General features: G+C 74.6%; 19 protein-coding genes and 1 pseudogene. 13 read left to right on the top strand and 7 right to left on the bottom strand.

The window, feature by feature from the left end:
- Window positions 1–3 precede the first annotated feature (3 nt).
- Together AC3AQ1_RS01605 and AC3AQ1_RS01600 are read right to left on the bottom strand one after the other, a co-directional pair.
- Window positions 4–1,803: a DEDD exonuclease domain-containing protein gene (locus AC3AQ1_RS01605; RefSeq protein WP_108719901.1), complete on the bottom strand. Its 1,800-nt coding sequence runs from the start codon at window positions 1,801–1,803 to the stop codon at window positions 4–6.
- 70 nt (window positions 1,804–1,873) lie between these two features.
- Complete coding sequence (locus AC3AQ1_RS01600; protein WP_108717550.1) at window positions 1,874–3,691, bottom strand: AMP-dependent synthetase/ligase; 1,818 nt, start codon at window positions 3,689–3,691, stop codon at window positions 1,874–1,876.
- Window positions 3,692–3,904: 213 nt separating this feature from the next.
- On the opposite strand from AC3AQ1_RS01600, the gene AC3AQ1_RS01595 reads away from it, so the two are divergent.
- Window positions 3,905–4,846 carry an ROK family glucokinase gene (locus AC3AQ1_RS01595; protein ID WP_108717549.1) on the top strand — a complete coding sequence of 314 codons (942 nt, stop codon included), beginning with the start codon at window positions 3,905–3,907 and terminating at the stop codon, window positions 4,844–4,846.
- Window positions 4,847–4,865: 19 nt separating this feature from the next.
- Here the strand turns inward: AC3AQ1_RS01595 and AC3AQ1_RS01590 are convergent, their stop codons facing one another.
- Window positions 4,866–5,402: a hypothetical protein gene (locus AC3AQ1_RS01590; RefSeq protein ID WP_108717548.1), complete on the bottom strand. Its 537-nt coding sequence runs from the start codon at window positions 5,400–5,402 to the stop codon at window positions 4,866–4,868.
- A gap of 117 nt (window positions 5,403–5,519) precedes the next feature.
- Between AC3AQ1_RS01590 and AC3AQ1_RS01585 the strand changes: the two are divergent.
- The 3 genes and pseudogenes from AC3AQ1_RS01585 to AC3AQ1_RS01575 all read left to right on the top strand — a co-directional run.
- Window positions 5,520–6,278: pseudogene (locus AC3AQ1_RS01585) on the top strand (lysophospholipid acyltransferase family protein); the annotation flags it as partial.
- Between the two features lie 260 nt (window positions 6,279–6,538).
- Window positions 6,539–7,762 (top strand): pyrophosphate--fructose-6-phosphate 1-phosphotransferase, encoded by a 1,224-nt coding sequence (locus AC3AQ1_RS01580; RefSeq protein ID WP_108717547.1) that lies wholly within the window; start codon window positions 6,539–6,541, stop codon window positions 7,760–7,762.
- 203 nt (window positions 7,763–7,965) lie between these two features.
- Window positions 7,966–9,327, top strand: a complete 1,362-nt coding sequence (locus tag AC3AQ1_RS01575; RefSeq protein ID WP_108717546.1) for a class II 3-deoxy-7-phosphoheptulonate synthase — start codon at window positions 7,966–7,968, stop codon at window positions 9,325–9,327.
- A gap of 16 nt (window positions 9,328–9,343) precedes the next feature.
- On the opposite strand, the gene pknB is transcribed toward AC3AQ1_RS01575, so the two are convergent.
- Window positions 9,344–11,356, bottom strand: a complete 2,013-nt coding sequence (gene pknB / locus AC3AQ1_RS01570; protein WP_108717545.1) for a Stk1 family PASTA domain-containing Ser/Thr kinase — start codon at window positions 11,354–11,356, stop codon at window positions 9,344–9,346.
- A 141-nt stretch (window positions 11,357–11,497) separates the two neighbouring features.
- Here pknB and AC3AQ1_RS01565 point away from each other — a divergent pair, with 141 nt between their 5' ends.
- Window positions 11,498–11,875: an Rv2175c family DNA-binding protein gene (locus AC3AQ1_RS01565; RefSeq protein WP_108717544.1), complete on the top strand. Its 378-nt coding sequence runs from the start codon at window positions 11,498–11,500 to the stop codon at window positions 11,873–11,875.
- Between the two features lie 108 nt (window positions 11,876–11,983).
- On the opposite strand, the gene AC3AQ1_RS01560 is transcribed toward AC3AQ1_RS01565, so the two are convergent.
- Window positions 11,984–13,054 (bottom strand): polyprenyl synthetase family protein, encoded by a 1,071-nt coding sequence (locus tag AC3AQ1_RS01560; protein ID WP_108717543.1) that lies wholly within the window; start codon window positions 13,052–13,054, stop codon window positions 11,984–11,986.
- Between the two features lie 146 nt (window positions 13,055–13,200).
- Between AC3AQ1_RS01560 and AC3AQ1_RS01555 the strand changes: the two genes are divergently transcribed.
- From AC3AQ1_RS01555 to AC3AQ1_RS01520, 8 genes are all read left to right on the top strand, one after another.
- Window positions 13,201–14,541, top strand: a complete 1,341-nt coding sequence (locus AC3AQ1_RS01555) for a DUF4192 domain-containing protein (RefSeq protein WP_159096331.1) — start codon at window positions 13,201–13,203, stop codon at window positions 14,539–14,541.
- Between the two features lie 48 nt (window positions 14,542–14,589).
- On the top strand, window positions 14,590–14,973 hold the full coding sequence (locus AC3AQ1_RS01550) for a universal stress protein (RefSeq protein WP_108717541.1): 384 nt from the start codon (window positions 14,590–14,592) through the stop codon (window positions 14,971–14,973).
- Window positions 14,974–15,027: 54 nt separating this feature from the next.
- On the top strand, window positions 15,028–15,414 hold the full coding sequence (gcvH, locus tag AC3AQ1_RS01545; RefSeq protein ID WP_108717540.1) for a glycine cleavage system protein GcvH: 387 nt from the start codon (window positions 15,028–15,030) through the stop codon (window positions 15,412–15,414).
- Between the two features lie 65 nt (window positions 15,415–15,479).
- Window positions 15,480–17,072 (top strand): RNA polymerase sigma factor, encoded by a 1,593-nt coding sequence (locus tag AC3AQ1_RS01540; RefSeq protein WP_199916504.1) that lies wholly within the window; start codon window positions 15,480–15,482, stop codon window positions 17,070–17,072.
- A gap of 176 nt (window positions 17,073–17,248) precedes the next feature.
- Window positions 17,249–17,866: an RNA polymerase sigma factor gene (locus AC3AQ1_RS01535; protein ID WP_159096330.1), complete on the top strand. Its 618-nt coding sequence runs from the start codon at window positions 17,249–17,251 to the stop codon at window positions 17,864–17,866.
- The gene (locus AC3AQ1_RS01530; protein ID WP_108717538.1) at window positions 17,863–19,110 is read left to right on the top strand and encodes a serine/threonine-protein kinase; all 1,248 of its coding nucleotides are present in this window, start codon (window positions 17,863–17,865) and stop codon (window positions 19,108–19,110) included. The genes AC3AQ1_RS01535 and AC3AQ1_RS01530 overlap by 4 nt, the downstream gene beginning before the upstream one ends.
- A gap of 129 nt (window positions 19,111–19,239) precedes the next feature.
- Window positions 19,240–19,893, top strand: coding sequence for a hypothetical protein (locus tag AC3AQ1_RS01525; RefSeq protein ID WP_108717537.1), 654 nt, complete (start codon window positions 19,240–19,242; stop codon window positions 19,891–19,893).
- Window positions 19,890–20,495, top strand: coding sequence for an OmpA family protein (locus tag AC3AQ1_RS01520; RefSeq protein ID WP_108717536.1), 606 nt, complete (start codon window positions 19,890–19,892; stop codon window positions 20,493–20,495). The genes AC3AQ1_RS01525 and AC3AQ1_RS01520 overlap by 4 nt, the downstream gene beginning before the upstream one ends.
- A 388-nt stretch (window positions 20,496–20,883) precedes the next feature.
- On the opposite strand, the gene AC3AQ1_RS01515 is transcribed toward AC3AQ1_RS01520, so the two are convergent.
- Window positions 20,884–21,645, bottom strand: a complete 762-nt coding sequence (locus tag AC3AQ1_RS01515) for a LysR family substrate-binding domain-containing protein (protein WP_199916503.1) — start codon at window positions 21,643–21,645, stop codon at window positions 20,884–20,886.
- A gap of 41 nt (window positions 21,646–21,686) precedes the next feature.
- Window positions 21,687–21,899 carry a DUF7455 domain-containing protein gene (locus AC3AQ1_RS01510; RefSeq protein ID WP_108719898.1) on the bottom strand — a complete coding sequence of 71 codons (213 nt, stop codon included), beginning with the start codon at window positions 21,897–21,899 and terminating at the stop codon, window positions 21,687–21,689.
- Between the last annotated feature and the right edge of the window lie 132 nt (window positions 21,900–22,031).

Here is a 22,031-nt window from a genome sequence, read left to right as displayed (position 1 = left end):
AGCCTACGCAGCGCCGGGGGCGTCCTCGGGCTCGCCGTCGGGCGCCTGCTCGGGTGCCTGGTGGGGCGGCGCGCCGAGCACGTCGGACTCCACCGTGACGCCGAGGACGGCGGCGAGGTCGACGAGCGCGCGCTCGGCACCGAGGCGCGGCAGCGCCGGCCCGGTCCCGGTGACGTCGAGCATCCGCACGCCGGGCTGGTCCAGCCAGCGGGAGACGATCTCGGTCTCCTCGGCCAGGGCCGCGCCCGCCCAGCGGTCCGGCGCGGGAACGTCCTCGGCGACGAGCCGCAGGGCGTGCGCGGTGCCGAGGACGTCGCCGACCCCGGGCGCGACGGCGCTGCCCGCGAGCCGGCCGTGCCGCACGCAGACGACCTCCCAGGCGCCCGGAGCGGTGGGGGCCGGCCGGGCCGCGAGCAGCTCCGGAGCGGCGGCCGAGGCCAGGCGCTGCGCACGCGCCGCGCCGCGCAGCAGCGCGTGGCAGCGGTCACGCTCCAGGGCGGCCTCCTCGTACCGCTGCTCGGCGGTGAGCCGGCGCAGTCGGGCGGACACCAGCTCGAGCACCTGCGTGGCGTCCCCGGCGCAGAACGCCTCGTACGCGGCGACGCGCTCGGCGTAGTCGGGGGGCTCACCCGCTCCCACGCACGGCGCGGCGCAGCGGCCCAGCTCGGCGAGCACGCACGCGCTCGCCCCGGGCCGCGGACGGGCCGGGAGCCGGTCGGTGCACGTGCGCAGGCCGAACGCCCCGGTGGCGGCCTCGAGCGCCGCGGTGGCCAGGGCGCGGGAGCGGAAGGGGCCGAGGACGCCGCGCGCGTCGAGCGGCGCCGTGCGCACGATCGAGGGTCGCGGGAACGCCTCGTCGGTGAGGCGGATCCACGGCTCGCGCGCGGGCGAGCGCGAGCGCGCGTTGTACGGCGGCGTGTGCTGGGCGATGAGCCGGAGCTCACGCACCGAGGCCTCGAGAGCCGTGGCGGTGACGATGGGGTGCACCCGGTCGGCGATCCGCACCATCTCGGCCATCCGGCGGCGCTTCTCGGCGGCCGTGAAGTAGCTGCGCACCCGGGTGCGCAGGTTGGTCGCCGTACCGACGTAGAGGATCCGGCCCGACGCGTCGAGGAACTGGTACACGCCGGGTGCCGAGGGCAGCGCGTCGGCGAGCGTGGACTTGCGCCGTACCGCGTCCGGCACGGGGTCGGCGGCCGTGCGCAGGTCCGCCAGGTGCGTCACGCCGAGGGAGGCGAGCCGGCCGAGGAGGCCGTGCAGCACGTCGACGGTGGCGCGCGCGTCGGTGAGCGCGCGGTGGTCGGGCACGACGTCGGCACGGAACAGGCGCGCGAGCGAACCGAGCTTGTGGTTGGGCGCCTCGTCCTTCGAGACGACGCGTCGCGCGAGCGCGACCGTGTCCACGACCACGGGGTCCGGCCAGGTCAGCCCCATCCGGTCGCACGCGGCGCGGAGGAACCCGACGTCGAAGCGGGCGTTGTGCGCGACGATCACGGCGCCCCGGGCGAACTCCAAGAAGGTCGGCACCACCTCCTCCTCCGGCGGCGCGGCCACCACCATCGCGTCGGTGATGCCGGTGAGGACCGTGATGCCGGGCGGGATCGCGCGGCCGGGGTTGACGAGCGTGCCGAGCTCGCCGACGACCTCGCCGCCGCGCACCCGCACCGCGCCGATCTCCGTCATCCGGTCGGCGTGGGGTGAGCCGCCCGTGGTCTCGAGGTCGACGACGACGAACTCGACCTCGTGCAGCGCCGGGCCGTCGGCGAGCAGGCTGGGCTGCAGCGAGGTCGGTCCGGCGGTCATGGAAGCGAACGTACGTGCGGGCACCGACATGCGGTGCCCGCCGCGCCGTCGTCCGTCGTCGGACTCCTCGTCAGCCGTCCGCTCGGCGGCCGGCCGCCTCCTCGTAGAGCCCGTCGACCGTGCCCGCGAGGTCGTGCAGCACTGCGGACCGCTTCACCTTGAGGGAGGGCGTGAGGTAGTCGTTCGCGATCGTGAAGTCGCCGTCGAGGATCTCGAAGACGCGGATCGACTCCGCCCGCGAGACCTGGGCGTTCGCGCCGTCGACCGCCTCCTGCAGCGCCGCGCGCACCCCCGGGTCCGTGCGCGCCTGCTCGAGGGTGAGCGGCTCGCGGCCGTGCGCGGACAGCCACCCGGGCAGCATCTCCGGGTCGAGCGTGAGGAGCGCGGCGATGAACGGTCGACCCTCGCCGACCACGAGGCACTGGCTGACGAGCGGGTGCGCCCGGATGGCGTCCTCGAGCTGGGCCGGGGCGACGTTCTTGCCACCGGCCGTCACGATGATCTCCTTCTTCCGGCCCGTGATCCGGGCGTAGCCGTCCGCGTCGAGCTCGCCGAGGTCACCGGTGTGGAACCAGCCGTCCTGGACCGCCTCCGCCGTCGCCTCGGGGTTGTTGTGGTACCCGCGGAAGACCGCGATGCCGCGCGCGAGGATCTCCCCGTCGGGCGCGATGCGGATCTGGTTGCCGGACAGGCACGGACCGACCGTGCCGATCTTGATCCGGGCGGGACGGTTCACCGTCAGCGGCGCCGTCGTCTCGGTGAGGCCGTAGCCCTCGAGCACCGTGAGGCCGACGCCCCGGAAGAAGTGGCCGAGCCGCTCCCCGAGCGGGCCGCCGCCGGACACGGCGTACGTGAGGTTGCCGCCCATCGCCTCCTGCAGCTTGTGCAGCACGAGCTTGTGCGCGACGGCGTGCTTCAGTCCGAGCAGGACGCCCGGCTTCCCGCCGCCCTCCTGGGCGCGCGACCAGGCGATGCCGGTGCCGGCCGCCCAGGCGAAGATCTTCTCCTTGCCGCCGGCGATCGCCTTCTGCTCGGCGGAGTTGTAGACCTTCTCGAAGACCCGTGGCACCGCGAGGATCATCGTGGGGCGGAACGTGCCGAGGTCGGCGACGAGGTTGCTGACGTCCGGGGTGTGCCCGAGCGGGACCCGACCCGCGAGCGCGAGCACCTCGACGAACCGGGCGAAGACGTGGGCGAGCGGCATGAACAGCAGGGTCGAGCGGTTCGCGGGCTCGAACACCTCGGCGATGTCGCGCACCGCGCCCTTGGTGAGCAGGACGAAGTTGCCGTGCGTGAGCTCGGCGCCCTTGGGGCGGCCGGTGGTCCCCGACGTGTAGATGATCGTCGCGAGGTCCGTGAGCCCGACGGCGGCGGCGGCCTCGTGCACGCGTTCGGCCGGGACCGACTCGCCCCGCGCCGTCACGACGGCGACGGCGCCCGCGTCGAACTCCCAGACCTGGGCCAGCTGGGGCGCCTGGTGGCGCGCCTCCGCGACGACTCCTGCGTGCTCGGCGGTCTCGACGAAGGCCGCGACCGCGCCGGAGTCGGACAGGATCCAGCCCGTCTGCGCGACCGACGACGTCTCGTACACCGGCACCGGGACCGCGCCCGCGTACCAGATCGCGAGGTCCGCGAGGGTCCACTCGTACCGGGTGCGCGACATGATCGCGACCCGGTCGCCCGGACCGACGCCGCTCGCGATCAGCCCGCGCGCGAGTCCGACCGCCTGCTCGCGGAACTGTGCGGCCGAGACGTCTCGCCAGCCGGTTCCCTCGGGGATCCGGTAGAGCGTGGCGCCGGGGTCGTCCCGGACGACGTCCTCGACCAGGTCGGTGATGCTGTAGTCGGCCGGTACGTCCGGCGCGTTGCTCAGCGGTATCGTGTCCATCGTGGCTCCCTCGTCTCGATGGCGGTCCCCCCACGATAGGTCACCGTCGGGCCGTGTGCGGGGCAGGCGCGTGGCTCGCCGTCCTCCGCGTCGGCCCGTCGGACGTCGTGCACGGGCGAGCCGGATGGGCAAGGATGGCCGCAGACCGTCCCGCCGGCGTCGCCGGGCGAGCTCGGGGCGAGCCGGACGGGACAGACACGGAAGGGACGTGACATGCACGCCGTAGGAGTGGACATCGGTGGGACGAAGATCGCGGCCGGTGTGGTCGACAAGGACGGCACGCTGCTGGCCAAGACGCGCCGCGACACCGACCCTCAGCAGCCCGCCGCGATCGAGGACGCCGTGGTCGACGCGGTCGCCGAGCTGCGCAAGGAGTTCCCGGCGATCGAGGCGGTCGGGGTGGCCGCCGCGGGGTTCGTGGACCCGGGGCGCCGCGTCGTGAAGTTCGCCCCCAACATCGCCTGGCGCGACTACCCGCTGCGCGACGCGCTCGAGCCGCGGCTGGGCACGCGCGTGGTGGTCGAGAACGACGCGAACGCGGCGGGCTGGGCCGAGTTCCGCTTCGGGGCCGGGCGCGAGGTCGACGACATGGTGATGCTCACCGTGGGCACCGGTCTGGGCGGGGCGCTCGTCGTGGGTGGCGAGCTCGTGCGGGGAGCCGCGGGCGCCGGGGGCGAGATCGGCCACCTGCGCATGGTGCCGAGCGGTCGCGCCTGCGGCTGCGGTCACGACGGCTGCTGGGAGACCTACGCATCGGGCACGGCGCTCGTCCGCGAGGCCCGCGCCGCACTCGCGACGGACCCGGATCGCGCCAAGGCGCTCCTCGTGCTCGCCGGCGGCAAGGCCAAGAACGTCACGGGACCGCACGTCACCAAGGCGGCGAACGCGGGGGACCCGCTGGCGATCGAGATGCTGGCGGAGCTCGGCCGATGGCTGGGAGCCGGGATGGCGGCGCTCTCCGCGGTGCTGGACCCGGCCGTGTTCGTGGTGGGCGGGGGAGTCGGCGCTGCCGGCGACCTGCTTCTCGTGCCGGCGCTGACGGAGCTCGAGGACCAGCTGTTCGCGCGGGCGCACCGGCCGATGCCGCGGGTCGCGCTCGCGAAGCTGGGGAACGACGCCGGCATCGTGGGTGCCGCGGACCTCGCTCGCCGCTGACGCGCTGGGCGACGGGCCGCTAGACCTCGGCGCCGTCGTCGCCGTCGTGCCGGCGCGGCAGCCGGGCGAAGCCCAGCACGCAGCCGGCGACGAACAGCGCGACGCACGCGGCCACGTACCACGGGGGCGCCGAGCCGAACCCGAGCAGCGCCAGCAGCATGAGCAGCGGACCACCGGCGATCGCCGCCCAGGCGAGTGCCGTGAGCCGGTTCATCGGGCGCTGGGGCGGGAGGTCCGGCTCCCACGCGTCGTCCTCGGGGGCCGGCGTGTAGTCGCGGGGGCCGCTTCCGGCGCCGGTGACCGGGACGTCGGACATCCGGTAGACCGGGCGCCCGAAGGAGCCCGCCGACGATCCCGCGCGCGGTGCGAGCGACGGCGCGCTCGGCGGCTCGAGGTCGGAGGTCAGCGCTGCCCATTCCGCGTTCCAGTCGCGCTCGGACGAGGGGCCGGCGGTGGGCTCGCCGTCACGCTCGGCCGCCTGCTCGCGGTCACGCTCGGCCGCCTGCTCGCGGTCGTGCTCGCCGTCACGCTCGGCGTCGCCGGCGGGGGTCGTCATGCCGGAAGCCTAGATCGCGCTCGCGCCCGGCCGGCGCGACGCACTCTAGAGTGGTGCCTCGGCACGAGGCGTGTGCCACGGCCGGGGCGGCCGCCGACGGACAGAAGGGTCCAAGGGGTGTTCTACCGGTTCATGAAGGCCACGCTGGGCACGATCCTGCGGGTCTTCTACCAGCCGTGGATCCGCGGCGAGGAGAAGCTCCCCGCCAACGGGCCGGCCATCCTCGCGAGCAACCACCTCGCGGTGATCGACTCCTTCTTCCTGCCCCTCATGCTGCCGCGCGAGGTCGTGTTCCTCGGCAAGTCCGACTACGTCGAGGGCAGCGGCGTCAAGGGTCGCTTCATCGCCTGGTTCATGCGCGGCGTCGGGCTGATCCCGGTCGACCGCTCGGGCGGCAAGGCCAGCGAGGCCGCGCTCGAGGCGGGCCTGGCCAGGCTGCGCGACGGCGGGCTGTTCGGCATCTATCCCGAGGGCACCCGCAGCCCCGACGGTCGGCTCTACCGGGGCAAGACCGGCGTGGCGCGGCTCGCGCTCGAGTCGGGCGCGCCGGTGGTGCCCGTCGCGATGATCGGGACGAACATCGCCCAGCCCATCGGCAAGCGGATCCCGCGCCTCAAGCGGATCGGCGTCGTGATGGGCGAGCCGATGGACTTCTCGCGCTACGCCGGCATGGAGAACGACCGCTTCGTGCTGCGCTCCATCACGGACGAGATCATGTACGAGATCATGCGGCTCTCGGGCCAGGAGTACGTCGACATGTACGCCGCGACGGCGAAGGCCCGCCTGGCGCAGGGCAAGAGCGCCGCGTCGCAGGCCGACGCGCCCGGCGGACGGGCCGCGCCCGAGGCGCCGCCGGAGGTGCACGAGCCGCCCGCGCCGGCCACCGCGTCGCCCGCAGCGGAGCCACCCGCCATTGAGTCACGTGCCGCCGAGCCAACCGCCGCCGAGCCACCCGCCGCAACCCTCGGCGATGCCGACCCGGTGCACGCCGCCGGGCTCGCCGTCGACGCTCCCGTCTCCCGCGACCTCGAAGCCGCCGATGCCGCCGGTGTCGAGGCCGGGCTCGCCGGCGGGCGAGACGACACCACCGGAGCGGCCCCGCAGACCCCCACCCACGATTCCCAGGAAGGTCCAGCATGACCGTTAAGCGCGTCGCCCTGCTCACCGCCGGAGGGTTCGCCCCCTGCCTGTCCTCCGCGGTCGGTGGCCTCATCGAGCGCTACACCGCCATCGCCCCCGAGATCGAGATCATCGCCTACCAGTACGGCTACCACGGCCTGCTCACGGGCAACAGCGTGGTGGTGGACGACGCCGCACGCGCGAACGCCGGCCTCCTGCACTCCTTCGGCGGCAGCCCGATCGGCAACTCCCGCGTCAAGCTCACGAACGCGAAGAACCTCGTCGAGCGTGGGCTCGTCGCCGAGGGCGAGGACCCGCTGGAGAAGGCGGCCGAGCGCCTGCGCACCGACGGCGTGGACGTGCTCCACACCATCGGCGGTGACGACACCAACACCACCGCCGCCGACCTCGCGCACTACCTCGAGGAGCACGGCTACGGCCTCACGGTCGTCGGCCTGCCCAAGACGATCGACAACGACATCGTCCCGATCCGGCAGAGCCTGGGCGCCAACACCGCCGCCGAGCAGGCGTCGCGGTTCGCGCAGAACATCATCGGCGAGCACCGCTCCAACCCGCGCATGCTCATCGTCCACGAGGTGATGGGCCGGGCGTGCGGCTGGCTCACCGCCGAGGCCGCCCGCCGCTACCACGGCTGGGTCCAGGCGCAGCCGGCCTGGAACCCGAGCATCGGCCTGAGCAAGGAGCGCTGGGACGTGCACGCCGTGTTCCTGCCCGAGCTCGCCGTCGACCTCGCCGGCGAGGCCACGCGCCTCAAGGCCGTGATGGACGAGATCGGGAACGTCAACATCTTCCTGTCCGAGGGTGCCGGCGTGCCGGAGATCATCGCCGAGATGGAGGCGAACGGCGAGGAGGTCCAGCGCGACCCCTTCGGCCACGTCAAGCTCGACACGATCAACCCCGGCAACTGGTTCGCGAAGCAGTTCGCGGGCCTCATCGGCGCCGAGAAGGTCATGGTGCAGAAGAGCGGGTACTTCTCCCGCTCCGCGGCCGCCAACGAGGAGGACCTCCAGCTCATCGCCCGGATGGTCGACCTCGCCGTCGACTCGGCGCTGCGCGGCGTCTCGGGCGTGATCGGCAACGACGAGGAGGCGGGCGACGAGCTGCGCGCCATCGAGTTCCCGCGCATCGCCGGGCACAAGGCGTTCGACGTGAACCAGCCGTGGTTCGGCGAGCTCCTCGCCGACCTCGGTCAGCCCCTGGTGCCGGCCGCCGCGCACTGACCGCACGACGCACGCCCCGGTCGGGGCGAGCGAGAGGCCCGACGGCGAGCGTTCGCCGTCGGGCCTCTCCCGTCTCGTGGGGCGAGGGTCCGCCGTGTCAGGCCCGGGTCAGCTCCGGGCGGCTCCGGGAGGGCCCGGGTCTCGACGTCTCGCCCTGCGGCGCCATCCGCGGCGCCCTCGCGGCTCGCCTAGACTTCTCGGCCGTGAGCGTCCCCGCAGATCCCGCCGTCCTCGCCGGCCTCGACGCCTGGCGCAGCCTTCCCGTCGAGCAGCAGCCCACCTGGCCCGACGCCGCGGCGCTCGCGTCCGTGACCGAGGAGCTCTCGGCGTGCCCCCCGCTCGTGTTCGCGGGCGAGGCCGACGCCCTGCGCGAGAAGCTGGCCCTCGCGCAGCGGGGCGAGGCGTTCCTGCTCCAGGGCGGGGACTGCGCGGAGTCGTTCGCCGAGACGACGGCCGAGCGCATCCGGAACAAGATCAAGACGATCCTGCAGATGTCGATCGTGCTCACCTACGGCGCGAGCATGCCGATCGTGAAGATGGGGCGGATCGCGGGGCAGTACGCCAAGCCGCGCAGCAGCGACACCGAGACGCGCGACGGCGTGACCCTGCCCGCGTTCCGCGGCGACATCGTGAACGGCCACGCCTTCACGCCCGAGTCCCGCACCCCGGACCCGACGCGCCTGCTCAAGGCGTACCAGACGTCGGCGTCCACGCTGAACCTCGCCCGCGCCTTCACCATGGGCGGCTTCGCGGACATGCGTCTCGTGCACGACTGGAACCGTGGCTTCACCGTGACCCCGGCCTACCGCACGTACGAGGGTCTCGCGGCCGAGATAGACCGCGCGATCCGGTTCATGGCCGCCGCGGGCGCCGACTTCGAGGCGCTGCGCACCGTGGACTTCTACGCGGGCCACGAGGGCCTGCTCCTGGACTACGAGCGCCCCCTCACCCGGATCGACTCGCGCACGGGGCTGCCGTACGACTGCTCGGCGCACTTCCTCTGGATCGGCGAGCGCACGCGCAAGCTCGACGGCGCGCACGTGGACTTCTTCTCCCGGGTGCACAACCCGATCGGGGTCAAGCTGGGCCCGACGACGACGGGCGAGGACGCGGTCGCGCTCGTCGACGCGATCAATCCCGAGGGCATTCCCGGCCGCCTCACCTTCATCACCCGGATGGGCGCGGGCCGGATCCGCGACAACCTGCCCGCGCTCGTCGAGCGGGTCGAGGCCGACGGCCGGCCCGTGCTGTGGGTCTGCGACCCGATGCACGGCAACACGATCACCGCCTCGAACGGGTACAAGACCCGGCGGTTCGCCGACGTGATCGACGAGGTGCGCGGGTTCTTCGAGGTCCACCAGGCCCTCGGCACCATCCCGGGCGGGATCCACGTGGAGCTCACGGGAGACGACGTCACCGAGGTCCTCGGCGGCGCGGAGGAGATCGACGACCTCGGGCTCGAGGCGCGCTACGAGACGCTGGTGGACCCGCGCCTCAACCACGCGCAGTCCCTGGAGATGGCGTTCCTCGTGGCCGAGATGCTGCGGGAGCGGTCCAGCCGCTGACGCAGGGCTCGTGCGCTCAGACGTACGTGAGCGTGACCGTCGAGCCGCGGGCCAGCATCTCCCCGGCCGCCGGGGACTGGTCGACCACCGTGCCGATCAGCCCGCCCCACGAGGACTTCGTCGAGACGACGAACCCGGCTCCCTGCAGGACCGCGGTCGCGTCGGCGAGGCTCATCCGCTCCACGTCGGGCACCGCCACGAGCTCCGGGCCCTTGGACACCTCGAGCGCCGCCGGCGTGCCCTGCGGCACCTCGGCGCCCGGCTCGGGTGTCTGTGAGACGACGCGGCCCTGCGGCACCGTGTCGGAGTACACCTCGGTGACCGTGATCTGCTCGTCCGTGATGTCGAGCACGCGCGCGAGGTCCGTGACCGCGATGTCGGACTCGGTGCCCTTGCTGACGTAGTCGTCGATCGTCACCACGCGCGGCCCCGAGGAGTCCACGAGGTCGATCGTCTCGGTGTGCGGCACGGACGCCCCAGCGTCCTCACTCGCGTCCAGCACCACGCCCTCGGGGACGTCGCGGTCCTCGCGCGGCACGACGTCGCCGACGGCGAGCTGCGCCTGCTCGAGCGCGGCCTCGGCCTCGTCCTGGGTCAGCCCGACGAGCGTCGGCACCGTGCGGTGCTCGATGCCGAGCGAGACGGTGAGGGTCACCTCGCTGCCGCGCGGCACGCTCGTGCCCGCACCGGGGTCGACGGCGAGCACGGCCCCCTCGGGCGCGGTGTCGTCGTAGGCGGGCTCCTGGCTCACCTCGAGGTCGAGGTCGGTCAGCTGCGCGGTGACCTCCGTGGCGTCCCGCCCGACCACGGGCGGCACCACCACCGGGCTGCCAGGTCCGAGCAGGAACCACCACGCGGCTCCGCCGCCGGCCCCGAGCAGCAGCAGGACGAGCAGCACTACGAGCACGCGCCGGCCCCGGCGCCGACCGGTGCGTCGGGCCGGCCGCTCGGGGGCGACCGCGACGGTCTCCTCCTCGCGCGGCGCGATCGCCCCGATGGGCAGCGCGATCGTGCCCGTCCCCGGCCCACGGTCCAGCGCCGTCGTGCGGTCGTGGTCAGCGTCGTCCTCCGAGGCTGCGTCGAGCGACTCGGCGCTCGCCTGGTCGTCGGGGAGGTCGGGGGCGGCGTCGACGAGGAGGTCGGGCCGGCCGGGCACCGAGGCGCGCAGCGCGAGGGCCCGGTCGTCGAGGTCGCGGCGCAGGCGCCGGACGTGCTCCAGGGCCACGCCGGCGTCGGCGGGACGCACGGACAGGTCGCGCGCCGTGAGGGTCGCCACGAGGTCGTCGACGTCCATCGGCAGCCACGGCACGGCGTCGCTCGGCGGCGGGACGTCCTCGTGCACGTGCCGGTAGGCGATCTGGATCGGGGTCACGCCGTCGTACGGCGGCGAGCCGGTGATCATCTCGTAGAGCATGATCCCGACGGCGTACACGTCCGCGCGCGCGTCGGCCTCGCCCACGGAGACGATCTCGGGGGAGAGGTAGGCGACCGTGCCGAGCAGGGTCCCGGTACTGGCCGCGGTCGCCTCGGTGACGGCGCGGGCCAGCCCGAAGTCGCCGACCTTGACCCGGCGATCGCGCGTGAGCATCACGTTCTCGGGCTTGACGTCGCGGTGCACCAGGCCCGCGCGGTGGGCCGCCGCGAGCGCGTCGAGCACGCCCTCGGTGATCGCGAGCGCCTCGCCCAGGCGCAGGGCGCCCAGACCGGCGATCTCGGTGCGCAGGGTGCGCCCGGGCACGTACTCCATCGTGAGGTAGCTGGTCTCGCCGTCGGTGCCCTGGTCCAGGACCGCGACGATCCCCGGATGGGCGAGCCGGGCCGCGGCGCGTGCCTCGCGGCGGAAGCGCGCCTCGACGTCGGTGCCGTCCGCGAGGTGCGGGTGCATGACCTTGAGCGCGACGCGCCGGTCCAGGCGGCGGTCCGTGGCCAAGTACACCGTGGCCATGCCGCCCCGCGCGATGCGCCGCAGGACGTCGTACCGCCCGTCGACCGTGCGGCCGACGAGCGGATCGGTCACCAGGGCGCTCATCGAGGGAAGGCTACCGGCGCGGTCGTGGCGGACGGGGGAGGCTGGCCCGGCGCGCTGCCCGAGCGCGTCGCACACCGCGCGTCGCGGGTCCGTGCCGGCTCCGGGCTCGGCGTGATGGCGGCACGCGGTTAGGCTCGTCCGGTGGAACGTGAGTGGGAAGAGCTCGTGACGGCGTGGGTCCCGGTGCCGGACGTGGCCCGGCGCATCGGGGTGGTCGACCGCCAGGTGCGCTCGATGATCAAGGAGCGCCGGCTCCTCGCCTTCAAGGTCGGGCCGAACGCGGCGACCTGTGTGCCGGAGGACTTCCTCGTCCCCGACCCCGACGAGCCCGGCCAGGAACAGATTCTCCCGTCGCTGCGCGGGAGCCTGACCCAGCTGGCGGACTCGGGCTACGACGAGCTCGAGACGCTGCGCTGGCTCTACACCCCGGAGGAGTCCCTCGGCGCGACCCCGATCGCGGCCCTGCGCTCCGGGCGCGTCGCGACAGTGCGCCGCGCCGCGCAGGGGCTCGCGTTCTGATCCGCTGAACCCGGCCTGGTCTGCCGACCCGGGTCGGGCCGCGCGGGCCTCGCCGGGGTGCGGCTTGCCGTCGGGCGCGGCCTCGTCGACCGGGCGCCGGCCGCGTGCTCAGGCCGAGCGCTGCGTCGCCGCCGCGACGAGCGCCTCGAGCTCGGCCGTGTCGGCCACGAGGGTCGGGGGAGCCTCGAGCAGGCGGTGCGCCTCGGCCGTGTGCTGCGCGATGAGCGCCTCGACCTGCGCGACCGCCCCCGTCCGCTCGAGCAGGGCCCGCAGCTGCGCGATCGCCGCCGCGTCCAGGTCGGGGTGCCCGAGGGCGCCGAGCAGGTGCTCCCGGTCGGCGTCGGAGCCGGCGAGCGCGGCGAGCGCCACGAGCACGGTGCGCTTGCCCTCGCGCAGGTCGTCGCCCGCGGGCTTGCCGGTGACCTCGGGGTCGCCGAACACGCCGAGCAGGTCGTCGCGCAGCTGGAACGCCGTGCCGACGTGCGAGCCGATCGCGGTGAACCACGCCGTCGTGGCGTCGTCCGCACCCGCGAGCCGTGCGCCCAGGGCAAGCGGCAGCTCGACCGAGTAGCGGGCCGACTTCGCCCGAACGACCCGCCACGCGCGATCGAGGTCCGCCTCGCCGTGCCACGGCACGTGCGCCGCGACCAGGTCGAGGAACTGCCCGAGCGCGACCTCGGTGGACATCTCGGCGTACACCGCGGCCGCCGCGCGGCGGACCTCGCGCTCGGTGTCGGCGACCGCGTCGTGCAGCGCGGTCGCACTCATCGTGAGGAGGAGGTCGCCCAGCAGGACGGCGGCGGAGTCCCCGAACCGGGTCGCGTCCGCGCCCGGTCGCGACTCCACGGCGACGGCGAGCCACCGGTGCGCGGCCGGCTCGCCCCGCCGGGTGTCCGAGGCGTCCATCAGGTCGTCGTGCACGAGTGCGGCGGCCTGGAAGAGCTCGAGTGCGGCGGCCGCACGGACCGCGGGCGCGAGCGCGCTGTCCACCGGTGCACCGCACGCGCCCGCCGCCGCGAGGCACAGCCGGGCGCGCAGCCGCTTGCCCCCCGACACCGCGCGGGACGCCGCCTGCACGAGCACGGCCGTCTCCGCGCCGGCGGCCGCCGCGAGCCGGTCGGCCTCGGTCAGGGCCGCTTCGAGGGCGTGCTGGACGAGCGCGGGCGTGTCGGCGGGCATGGAAGCGAGGGTACGGCGCGAGTTGCGCCCAGGGGGCCAGGACGTCGCACTCCCGGGGGCTGTCCTCAGGCGACGCGCGGCGGCCGGGCCGGCTGCGGTGGCATGGGGGCACCCCCGCAGCGGGGGCACGAGAGGAGGAGCGTGCCGTGGAGAACGAACGTCCTGGTCAGTCCGGGTCCCGTGGGCGGCGGGGGCGCAGCGGGCCGGGTGGGCCGGGTGGGCCGGGTGGGCCGGGTGGGCCGCGGGCGCCGCGCGGTGTCGGTGCGGCCGGCGGATCGGACGACCTCGACGACGTCCCCGTCGTGCGGGTCGCCGGTCCCGCCGAGCTGCTGTCCTACGTCCCGCACGCCATGGGCTACCACCCGCGCAGCTCGGTCGCGCTGGTGTCGTTGCGGCCACCGCGCGGGCGGGTGGGGCTCGTGGCACGCATGGACCTCGCCGACCTCGCCGGCCCTGGCGGGCCCGTCCTCGCGGCCGAGCTCGCCGCCCACCTCGCGGCGGACGGTGCCGCCGCGGCCTTCTGCGTGCTCTACCGCGACGGCGACCCCACGCACGTGCCCGAGCGCGACCCGCTGCACGTCGTCGTCGCCGCGCTGGAGACGGCGGCCGGAATGCCGCCGCTGCGTGACGTGTGGGTGGTGGGCACCACCGGCTACGCGGCGTGGGGCTGCACGGACCGCGCGTGCTGTCCGGCCGGCGGCCGGCCGCTCGCCGACCTGAGCGCCACGAGCATCGCCGCCGAGCTCGTGCTCAAGGGCTCGGCGCCCGTCGCGTCCCGGGCGGACCTCGCGCCGGGGCGGGAGTCCGACCCCTGCGCGCGGCTGTCGTTCGAGGACGGGGTCCGCGCCGTGCGCGGACGCCGGACTCGGGCGGGTACCGCGACCCGTGCCGCGGCCGCGCTGCGCGTGGTGCGCACCGCCGACCCCGGACCCACCGAACTCGGCCGGCTGAGCGCGCTCCTGCTGGACCGGGCGACCCGGGACGCCGTGCTCGGGGTGCTCGCGGAGCAGTCGATCGGCGCGTTCGACGGGCGGGGGAGGTCTGCGGCCGGTGCCCCAGCCCGCGGCGCTCCGAGGGCCGAGCACGGCGCGGGCCCGGCCGTGGCGGCTGCTGCGGACGATGCGGCGCCGCACGCGGCCGAGCGCGACCGGCGGATGCTGGAGCGTGCGCGGATCGCGCTGAACAGCCTGTACGAGGCCGGCGGACCGGCGCCCGGGTCGCTCGCCCGCGCCGCGCGTCGGGCGCTCACCGAGGCGGCCCGGCTCGCGTCGGGTGACGTGCGGGCCGAGACGCTCGCCGTGCTCGCGTGGCTCGCGTGGTGGCACGGCGACGGCGCCACGGCGGACGTCTGCGCGGAGGAGGCGGAGCGGGTCCGGCCCGGACACGTGCTCGCGGGCCTCGTCCGGGACGCGCTCGCCGCTGGCCTGCCACCGGGTTGGGCGCGGCGCGGTTCCCAGGGGCGCCAGGGGGCCGCCGCGGTCGGCTAACCTCACCGAGAGGGCCCCTGACGCGGCCTGCGAATCGAGGAGGACACCATGACGATCGTCGTGGGTTACCTGGCCACACCCGAGGGTGCGGCGGCGCTCGACGCGGCGGTCGCGGAGGCCGGCCGACGTGCCGCTCGCATCGTCGTGGTCGTCTCGCAGCGACGCGGTGACGACGTCCAGGCGCTCGAGGCGAACCTCGAGCACGTGCGGGACCGTCTCGACGAGGCGGGCCTGGGGTACGAGGTGCGCCAGATGGAGCGGGGCCGCGACGTCGCGGACGACCTCATCGACGCAGCGGAGCAGACGGGCGCCGAGCTCATCGTCATCGGTCTGCGCCGTCGGTCCCCGGTCGGCAAGCTGATCCTCGGCTCGAACGCCCAGCGGATCCTGCTGGACGCCCCGACCCCCGTGCTCGCCGTAAAGTCGAGCTGACCGCGCAGCCCGCCTGACGCGCGTCGCCCAGTCCGCACGAGGAAGGCAGCTGCCGTGGCCGCGAACGACGTCCCCGAGAACCTCACGTACACCGCCGAGCACGAGTGGGTCGCCGTCGACGACGACGTCGCCACGGTCGGGATCACCGCCTACGCGGCCGACGCCCTCGGTGACGTCGTGTACGTGGCGCTGCCCGCCGTCGGCGACACGGTCACGATCGGCGACGTCGTCGGCGAGGTCGAGTCCCACAAGTCCGTCTCGGAGATCTTCGCGCCGATCGCGGGCGAGGTCGTGGCGGTCAACGACCGCCTCGAGGCGGAGGCGGAGCTGGCGGGGTCGGCGCCGTACGAGGACGGCTGGCTCTTCCGGGTGCGGCTGGACGGTGGCACCGAGCACCTGCTCGACGCCGCCGCGTACGCCGCGCACATCGCCGACGCCTGACGTCGCGGCCGGGAGGCCGCTGCGCCGCCCGAAACTTGTCGCCGGCGGCGGGAACAATCTCGTCGATGCTCGCGTTGGACCCAGTGGTTGACGACAGCCTCCCGTCGGTGCGCCCTGATCGTGCGGGACATGTCGTCGTCGGCCGGTACCATTACCGGGCCGACCCGGGCGCTACGCCCGGTCGGCTGCTCCCTGCCGAAAGGTTCTTCGTGTCGGTCAGTACCACCCCCGCCACCCAGGTCGACTCCACCACCGAGACGGCAGTGGCCGAGAAGAAGGCACCCCGCGCCCGCCGCGCCGCCGCACCCGCGGCTGAGACGGCCGAGACCGTCACCGCCGAGAAGCCCGCCACGCCGGCCCGTTCGCGTTCGCGCGCCAAGGCCGCGCCCGCGGGCGCCGAGGCCGACGAGAGCACCGCTCCCGCCACGCCCACCAAGGCCCGCACGACGCGGTCGAGCGCCAAGCCGGCGGCGAAGGCGCCCGCGAAGGCCGCGAGCAAGGCGAAGGCCGCCCCGGCGGACGACTCCGAGCACGCCGAGCCCGAGGACGTGGACGACGCCGAGCTCGAGGAGGTCGAGGTCGACGTCGAGGACACCGCGACCGACTCCGACGACGAGGAGTCGACCGGCGAGACCACCGCGAAGCCGGAGGCCAAGGAGGAGTCGGAGGAGGAGGAGGCCTCGGCCGGCTTCACCTACTCCGACGCCGACGACGACGATGCCCCCGCGCAGCAGGTCGTCACGGCCGGCGCGACGGCCGACCCGGTCAAGGACTACCTCAAGCAGATCGGCAAGGTCGCCCTCCTGAACGCCGAGCAGGAGGTCGAGCTCGCCAAGCGCATCGAGGCCGGCCTGTTCGCCGAGGAGAAGCTCGCCGAGGGCACGATCACCGACTTCCACCTGCGCCGTGAGCTGGAGTGGATCGCGGCGGACGGTCGCCGCGCGAAGAACCACCTGCTCGAGGCCAACCTGCGCCTCGTGGTGTCGCTGGCCAAGCGCTACACCGGCCGCGGCATGCTGTTCCTGGACCTCATCCAGGAGGGCAACCTCGGTCTGATCCGCGCGGTGGAGAAGTTCGACTACACCAAGGGCTACAAGTTCTCCACGTACGCCACGTGGTGGATCCGCCAGGCGATCACCCGCGCGATGGCCGACCAGGCCCGCACCATCCGCATCCCGGTGCACATGGTCGAGGTCATCAACAAGCTGGCCCGCGTGCAGCGGCAGATGCTCCAGGACCTGGGCCGTGAGCCCACGCCGGAGGAGCTGGCCAAGGAGCTGGACATGACGCCCGAGAAGGTCGTCGAGGTCCAGAAGTACGGCCGCGAGCCCATCTCCCTGCACACCCCGCTGGGCGAGGACGGCGACTCCGAGTTCGGTGACCTCATCGAGGACTCCGAGGCGATCGTCCCGGCCGACGCGGTGAGCTTCACGCTCCTGCAGGAGCAGCTGCACGCGGTGCTCGACACGCTGTCGGAGCGCGAGTCCGGCGTGGTCTCGATGCGGTTCGGGCTCACCGACGGTCAGCCGAAGACGCTCGACGAGATCGGCAAGGTCTACGGCGTGACGCGCGAGCGGATCCGGCAGATCGAGTCCAAGACGATGTCGAAGCTGCGTCACCCGTCGCGCTCGCAGGTCCTGCGCGACTACCTCGACTGATCTTCGTCCCACACCGACACGGGCCCGGCACTGACGTGCCGGGCCCGTTCGCGTCCCTCGGGGGGGCGGTCGGGACGTGCTCCCGGGTCGGCCTCGGCCACCCTGCGAGTCACCCGGTCTAGGGTGTGCAGGCGATGCGCCCCTGCACCCGGGGCGCGCTGACGGTCGGAGGGCGCGTGACGGAGCACGACCACGCCGCGGACCTTCGACGCGCGCTGCGGGCCGGCGACGGCCTGGCGGCCCGGCACCTGCGCGAGGGGGTCGACCCGGACGAGCGCTGGGCGGTCCTCGCGCAGGAGGGCGGTTCGGGATCGGTGCTCGCCGTCGAGCTGCTGGTCGAGGAGCTCGACCGCAGTGGCACGGTGCGCCGGCTCGTGCGACGGTCCCTGCTGGACGAGAGCGCGGTCGACGACGTGGTGCAGGACACCCTCGTGTCCGTCGCCGGGTCGATCGGGCAGTTCGGCGGCGACGCCAAGGTGACCACCTGGGTGCACCGCATCGCGCAGCGCCGCGTCGTCAACCACCTGCGTCGACAGCGCACGACGGCGGAGCTCACCGACTCCGACCTCGGCCCCTCCGCCCGCATCAGCTCGATGATCGCCGCCCGCGTCACGGTGCGGGACGCCGTCGAGCGCCTTCCCGAGCTGTACCGCGAGCCCGTGCTGCTGCGCGACCTCGCCGGCCTCGACTACGCCACGATCGCCGAGCGGCTCGGCCGCTCGGTCGGCACGGTGAAGTCGCAGATCGCCCGCGGTCGGGCGATGGTCGCGGCGCTCGTGGGGGAGCCGGGGTGAGCGAGCCCGCGCTCGGCCGCTACCGCCTGCTCTCCGTGCTGGGCGTCGGCTCCTTCGCCACCGTGCACCGCGCGCGGGACGACCGGCTCGAGTCCGACGTCGTGGTCAAGGTGCTGGCCGAGAACCACAGCCTCAACCTCGAGATCCGGGAGCGGTTCATCGCGGAGGGGCGCAGCCTGCGCCGCGTGGTGAGCCCGCACGTCGTCACGGTGCACGACATCGGCGAGTCCGAGCGCGGGCAGCCCTACCTCGTGCTCTCGCTCGCGGATCGCGGCACGCTCGCCGCGCGCGTCCGGGAGCTGCGCTCCGCGGGCTGGACGGCCACGGCGGACGACGTGCTCGCCGTCGCCCGCGCGCTCGCCGCCGCCCTCTCCGCGGTGCACGCCGCGCAGCTGGTGCACCGCGACCTGAGCCCGGAGAACGTGCTGCTGACCTCGGTCGCCGGACTGGAGCGCGGCGACGCGCCGAGGGCCGAGGCAACCGGTGGCCTGGTGCGGGCCGACGAACGGCTCGTCCTCGCCGACCTCGGGCTGTGCAAGGACCTCGCGCTGAGCTCCGGGCTCACCGTGGCCGGGGGGACGACGGGGTTTCGCCCGCCGGAGCAGCGCGACGCCGGCGTGGTCGACACGCGCGCCGACCTGTGGGCGCTGTCCGCGCTCGTGCGCTGGCTCGCCGCCGACGCCGCGCTGCCCGAGGAGCTCGCCGTCGTGCTGGGGCGCAGCCTCGCGGACGACCCGGAGCGGCGGCACCCCGACGTGGGCGCCTGGCTCGCGGACGTCGAGCGCGTGCTGGCTCCGCAGCCGGTCGGATCCGACCCGGGGGACGCCGCCACGTCGGGAGGGCGCGACGACGGGACGAGCGACGACGGCGCAGCTCACCCTCCGGTGCGACGCTCGCGTCGGGCGAGGGTCCTGGCGGGCGTCCTCGCGCTCGTGCTCGCGCTCGGCGTCACCGCCGGGCTTCTCGTGGCGCGCTCGAGTGGCCCGGGCGACGCGACGGCGACCGCGCGGATCGCGATCTCTGGGCCGGTGCAGGCGCAAGTGGGCGTGCCGGTGACGTTCGAGGCCGACGTCGACGGCGCTACCACCTGGGTCTGGACGCTGCCGAGCGGGGAGTTCGTGCCCGACGCCGAGTCGGTCACCGTGACGGCGTCCGCGCCGGGAGCGGCCCGGGTGGTCCTCAGCGCCCTGGACGAGGCCGGCCGTGAGCTGCGGACCGAGCACGGCTTCCGGGTGACGCCGTGACGGCGATGAGGTCGACGGGAGGGAAGGAGGAGGCGACGGTGAGCGCGGCGAGTTCGGAGCCCCTGCAACTTTTCCCCCTCCGACGCCGACGAACCTGGTGTGAGCAACCCACCGACCCGAGGAGCTGACATGACTCACCACGACCAGAACCGGCGGACGGCGTTCCTTCTCCCCGTCGTGCTGCTGACGGGCGCGTTCGCGCTGTCCGCGTGCACGGGCGACCAGGCCACGTTCGACCCCTCGGAGGAGGGTGACGCGCCCGCCAGCGCGGGCGCGACGCCCACGGGAGGCAAGGGGCCGAGCCAGGGCTCGACGTCGGACGCCTCCGCTGCCGCGAGCGGGGGAGACGCCGCCGGGATCGACCCGGACGACGTGGTCGCCGAGTACACGGTCGCGTTGCCCCCGGGCGCGGAGGCGCCGGAGGGCAGCACCGTGACGGTCGGCGTGCACGAGCTGCGCGTGCAGGGCGACGTGATGCTGCTCGAGCTCTACGTGACCCCCGACATCGCCGGGGACAGCTCGCAGGAGTGGTCGCTGTACGACCTGGGCGGTGAGCGTTCGATGTGGCCGATCCTCAACGACGCGGCGAACCTCAAGCAGTACAACCTGTTGATGGACGACCTGGGCCGGCGCTGGGTCGTCGACAACGTGTACACCACCACGACCGACGGAGTGACCGCGCTGTGGTGGGGCTACTACGCGGCGCCGGAGGACGACATCGACACGATCTCGGTCCAGGTGACGCAGGGTCACCCCGTGATCGACGTCCCCATCGAGCGATGAGCGCCGCACGCGCCACGTGGATGGCCACGCTGGCACTCGCCGCCACGCTGGTCACAGCGCCCGCGCTCGCGTACAGCGGGCCCCCCGTCGACTCGCCCACCCCGCCCGCGCAGCCGCCGACACCGACGCTGAGCCAGCTCGACGCCTCGGTCCTGCGCTTCACGAACCCGGGCGTGCTGCGCTTCACGGACCCGGGCGTGCTGCGCTTCTGGGCCGAGGGCAGCGTGTCGACCCTGGCCACGACCGAGCAGTCGGCGGGATCGACGACGATCACGCTCGCGACCGACATCCTCTTCCGGCCCGACCTGTGGGACGTCCCGGAGAACGCGCGCGAGCAGATCGTCGACCTGGTGGCGCAGATCCCGAGCGGCGCGAACGTGTCGGTCGCGGGACACACGGACTCGGTGGTCGGCGCGGTCGACAACCAGGAGCTGTCCCAGCACCGCGCCGACGCGGTGGCCGCCGTGATCGCGGCCGCTCGGCCCGACCTCGTGCTTGACGTCCAGGGGTACGGTCCCACCCGTCCCGCGGTGGCCGAGGACCCCGCCAACCCGGCGACGTATGCCGCCAACCGGCGGGTGGAGATCGTCTACCAGGGCTGAGCAGCGCCGCGTTGCGCTCGGAGGCGCGGGGAACGGCCCGTGGCGACGAGAACGGTCCGCTGCGGTCGCGGTGGTTGCGCCGGGAACGGCCCGTGGCGACGAGAACGGTCCGCAGCGGGCCGTTCTCGTCGCGGTGGGCCGTTCTGGGCGGAAACGGGAGGGGGATCGGGCCGTCTGGGCGCGGCAGGGCGGTTCTGAGTATGGGCGGCGCCTCGGTGATGGGAAGTGGGCGCGGTGGTTGCGCCGGGAACGGCCCGTGGCGACGAGAACGGTCCGCAGCGGGCCATTCTCGTCGCGGTGGGCCGTTCTGGGCGGAGATGGGAAGCGGGCAGTGGGCCGTCTGAGCGCGGGGTGGTGATCGGAGCGGGCGCGGCGCGTCGGTCGGGCGTCAGCGCCCGCGCCGACGCCCGCCAGACCGTGGGCCGGCGGAGCCGGTGTGCCGTCGGTCGCCTGGGGGCCGTCCGCCGCGCCGATCGTCGGTGGCGCCTCGCCCGCCGTCGCGCTTACCGGCCGCGCGGGCACCTCTCTCGCGCGCACCGCCATCTGGCTCGTCGCGGCCGCCGGCACGGTCGCGACCACGTGTGGAGGCCGCGGTCCGACCGCGCACCACCCCGATGAGGTCGTCCACGAGGGGCGGCGTCTCGCCGTCGGGCGCGGGTCGCCAGGCGAGGCCCACCTGCGAGGTGGGCGCGTCGCGCAGCGGCCGCAGCTCGACGTCGCGGCGGTGCAGGGCGCGCGCGAGGGCGCGAGGCAGCACGCAGACGCCCGCCTCCGCACCGACGAGCTCGAGCGCGTCGGCCGTGGTGGCGGGAGCGCGGCCGACGAACCGCTCGCCGGGCGCGCCGGACCAGTGCAGCACGTCGTCGGCGGGGACGAGGAGGGTCTCCTCGGCGAGGTCGCCGGGCGTGAGCTCCTCGAGCAGGGTGAGGACGTGCTCCCGGGGCAGCGCGACGACCGTCTCCTCCACCCACAGCGGGATGCGCGCGAGGTCGCCGCTCGCGAGGGGCAGGCGAAGGAAGGCGGCGTCTGCCGTCGCGGCCACGAGGGTGGCCTCGGCGCCCGAGGCGGGGACCTCGAGGAGGTCAAGGGGCACCGCGGGGTAGCGCTCGCGCCAGGTGTCGACCCAGCGTCCCGGGCTCACCCCGGGCACGACGGCGAGGCGCAGCCGGGAGGCGTGCTCGCCGTCGGGGGTCAGCGCAGGTCCGGGGCGGAGGTGGCGTGCAGGCGGTCCGTCTCGTCGAGGATCTCGACGGCGATGTCGCTTAGAGCCGGGGTGAGGGCGCGCCCGTGGTGGGCGCAGAAGTACAGCTGGCCGGACTCGAGCGTGACGCGGACGTAGGCCTGCGCACCGCAGCGGTCGCAGCGGTCGGCGACGGTCAGCTCGGCGGTCGGAGTCGTGGTCACGTGTCCATGGAACCACCTCGGGCGCCCGGACCACGGGAGGGTTCGCTGACCGCGTAGCGGCGCGTTGCGCGGATCACGTCGGTGCCGGCCCCGCCCTCCAGGACGCCGGAGGACCCCGCGCGAGCCGCCCGG

This window comes from Miniimonas sp. S16 (assembly GCF_057748195.1).
This window is presented reverse-complemented; position numbering and strand designations above follow the sequence as displayed.

What these genes read in the sequence shown, in the direction of transcription:
- AC3AQ1_RS01605 (WP_108719901.1), bottom strand. Translation starts at nt 1,803, where the DNA reads ATGACCGCCGGACCGACCTCGCTGCAGCCCAGCCTGCTCGCCGACGGC.
- AC3AQ1_RS01600 (WP_108717550.1), bottom strand. Translation starts at nt 3,691, where the DNA reads ATGGACACGATACCGCTGAGCAACGCGCCGGACGTACCGGCCGACTAC.
- AC3AQ1_RS01595 (WP_108717549.1), top strand. Translation starts at nt 3,905, where the DNA reads ATGCACGCCGTAGGAGTGGACATCGGTGGGACGAAGATCGCGGCCGGT.
- AC3AQ1_RS01590 (WP_108717548.1), bottom strand. Translation starts at nt 5,402, where the DNA reads ATGACGACCCCCGCCGGCGACGCCGAGCGTGACGGCGAGCACGACCGC.
- AC3AQ1_RS01580 (WP_108717547.1), top strand. Translation starts at nt 6,539, where the DNA reads ATGACCGTTAAGCGCGTCGCCCTGCTCACCGCCGGAGGGTTCGCCCCC.
- pknB (WP_108717545.1), bottom strand. Translation starts at nt 11,356, where the DNA reads ATGAGCGCCCTGGTGACCGATCCGCTCGTCGGCCGCACGGTCGACGGG.
- AC3AQ1_RS01560 (WP_108717543.1), bottom strand. Translation starts at nt 13,054, where the DNA reads ATGCCCGCCGACACGCCCGCGCTCGTCCAGCACGCCCTCGAAGCGGCC.
- AC3AQ1_RS01550 (WP_108717541.1), top strand. Translation starts at nt 14,590, where the DNA reads ATGACGATCGTCGTGGGTTACCTGGCCACACCCGAGGGTGCGGCGGCG.
- AC3AQ1_RS01540 (WP_199916504.1), top strand. Translation starts at nt 15,480, where the DNA reads ATGCTCGCGTTGGACCCAGTGGTTGACGACAGCCTCCCGTCGGTGCGC.
- AC3AQ1_RS01525 (WP_108717537.1), top strand. Translation starts at nt 19,240, where the DNA reads ATGACTCACCACGACCAGAACCGGCGGACGGCGTTCCTTCTCCCCGTC.
- AC3AQ1_RS01520 (WP_108717536.1), top strand. Translation starts at nt 19,890, where the DNA reads ATGAGCGCCGCACGCGCCACGTGGATGGCCACGCTGGCACTCGCCGCC.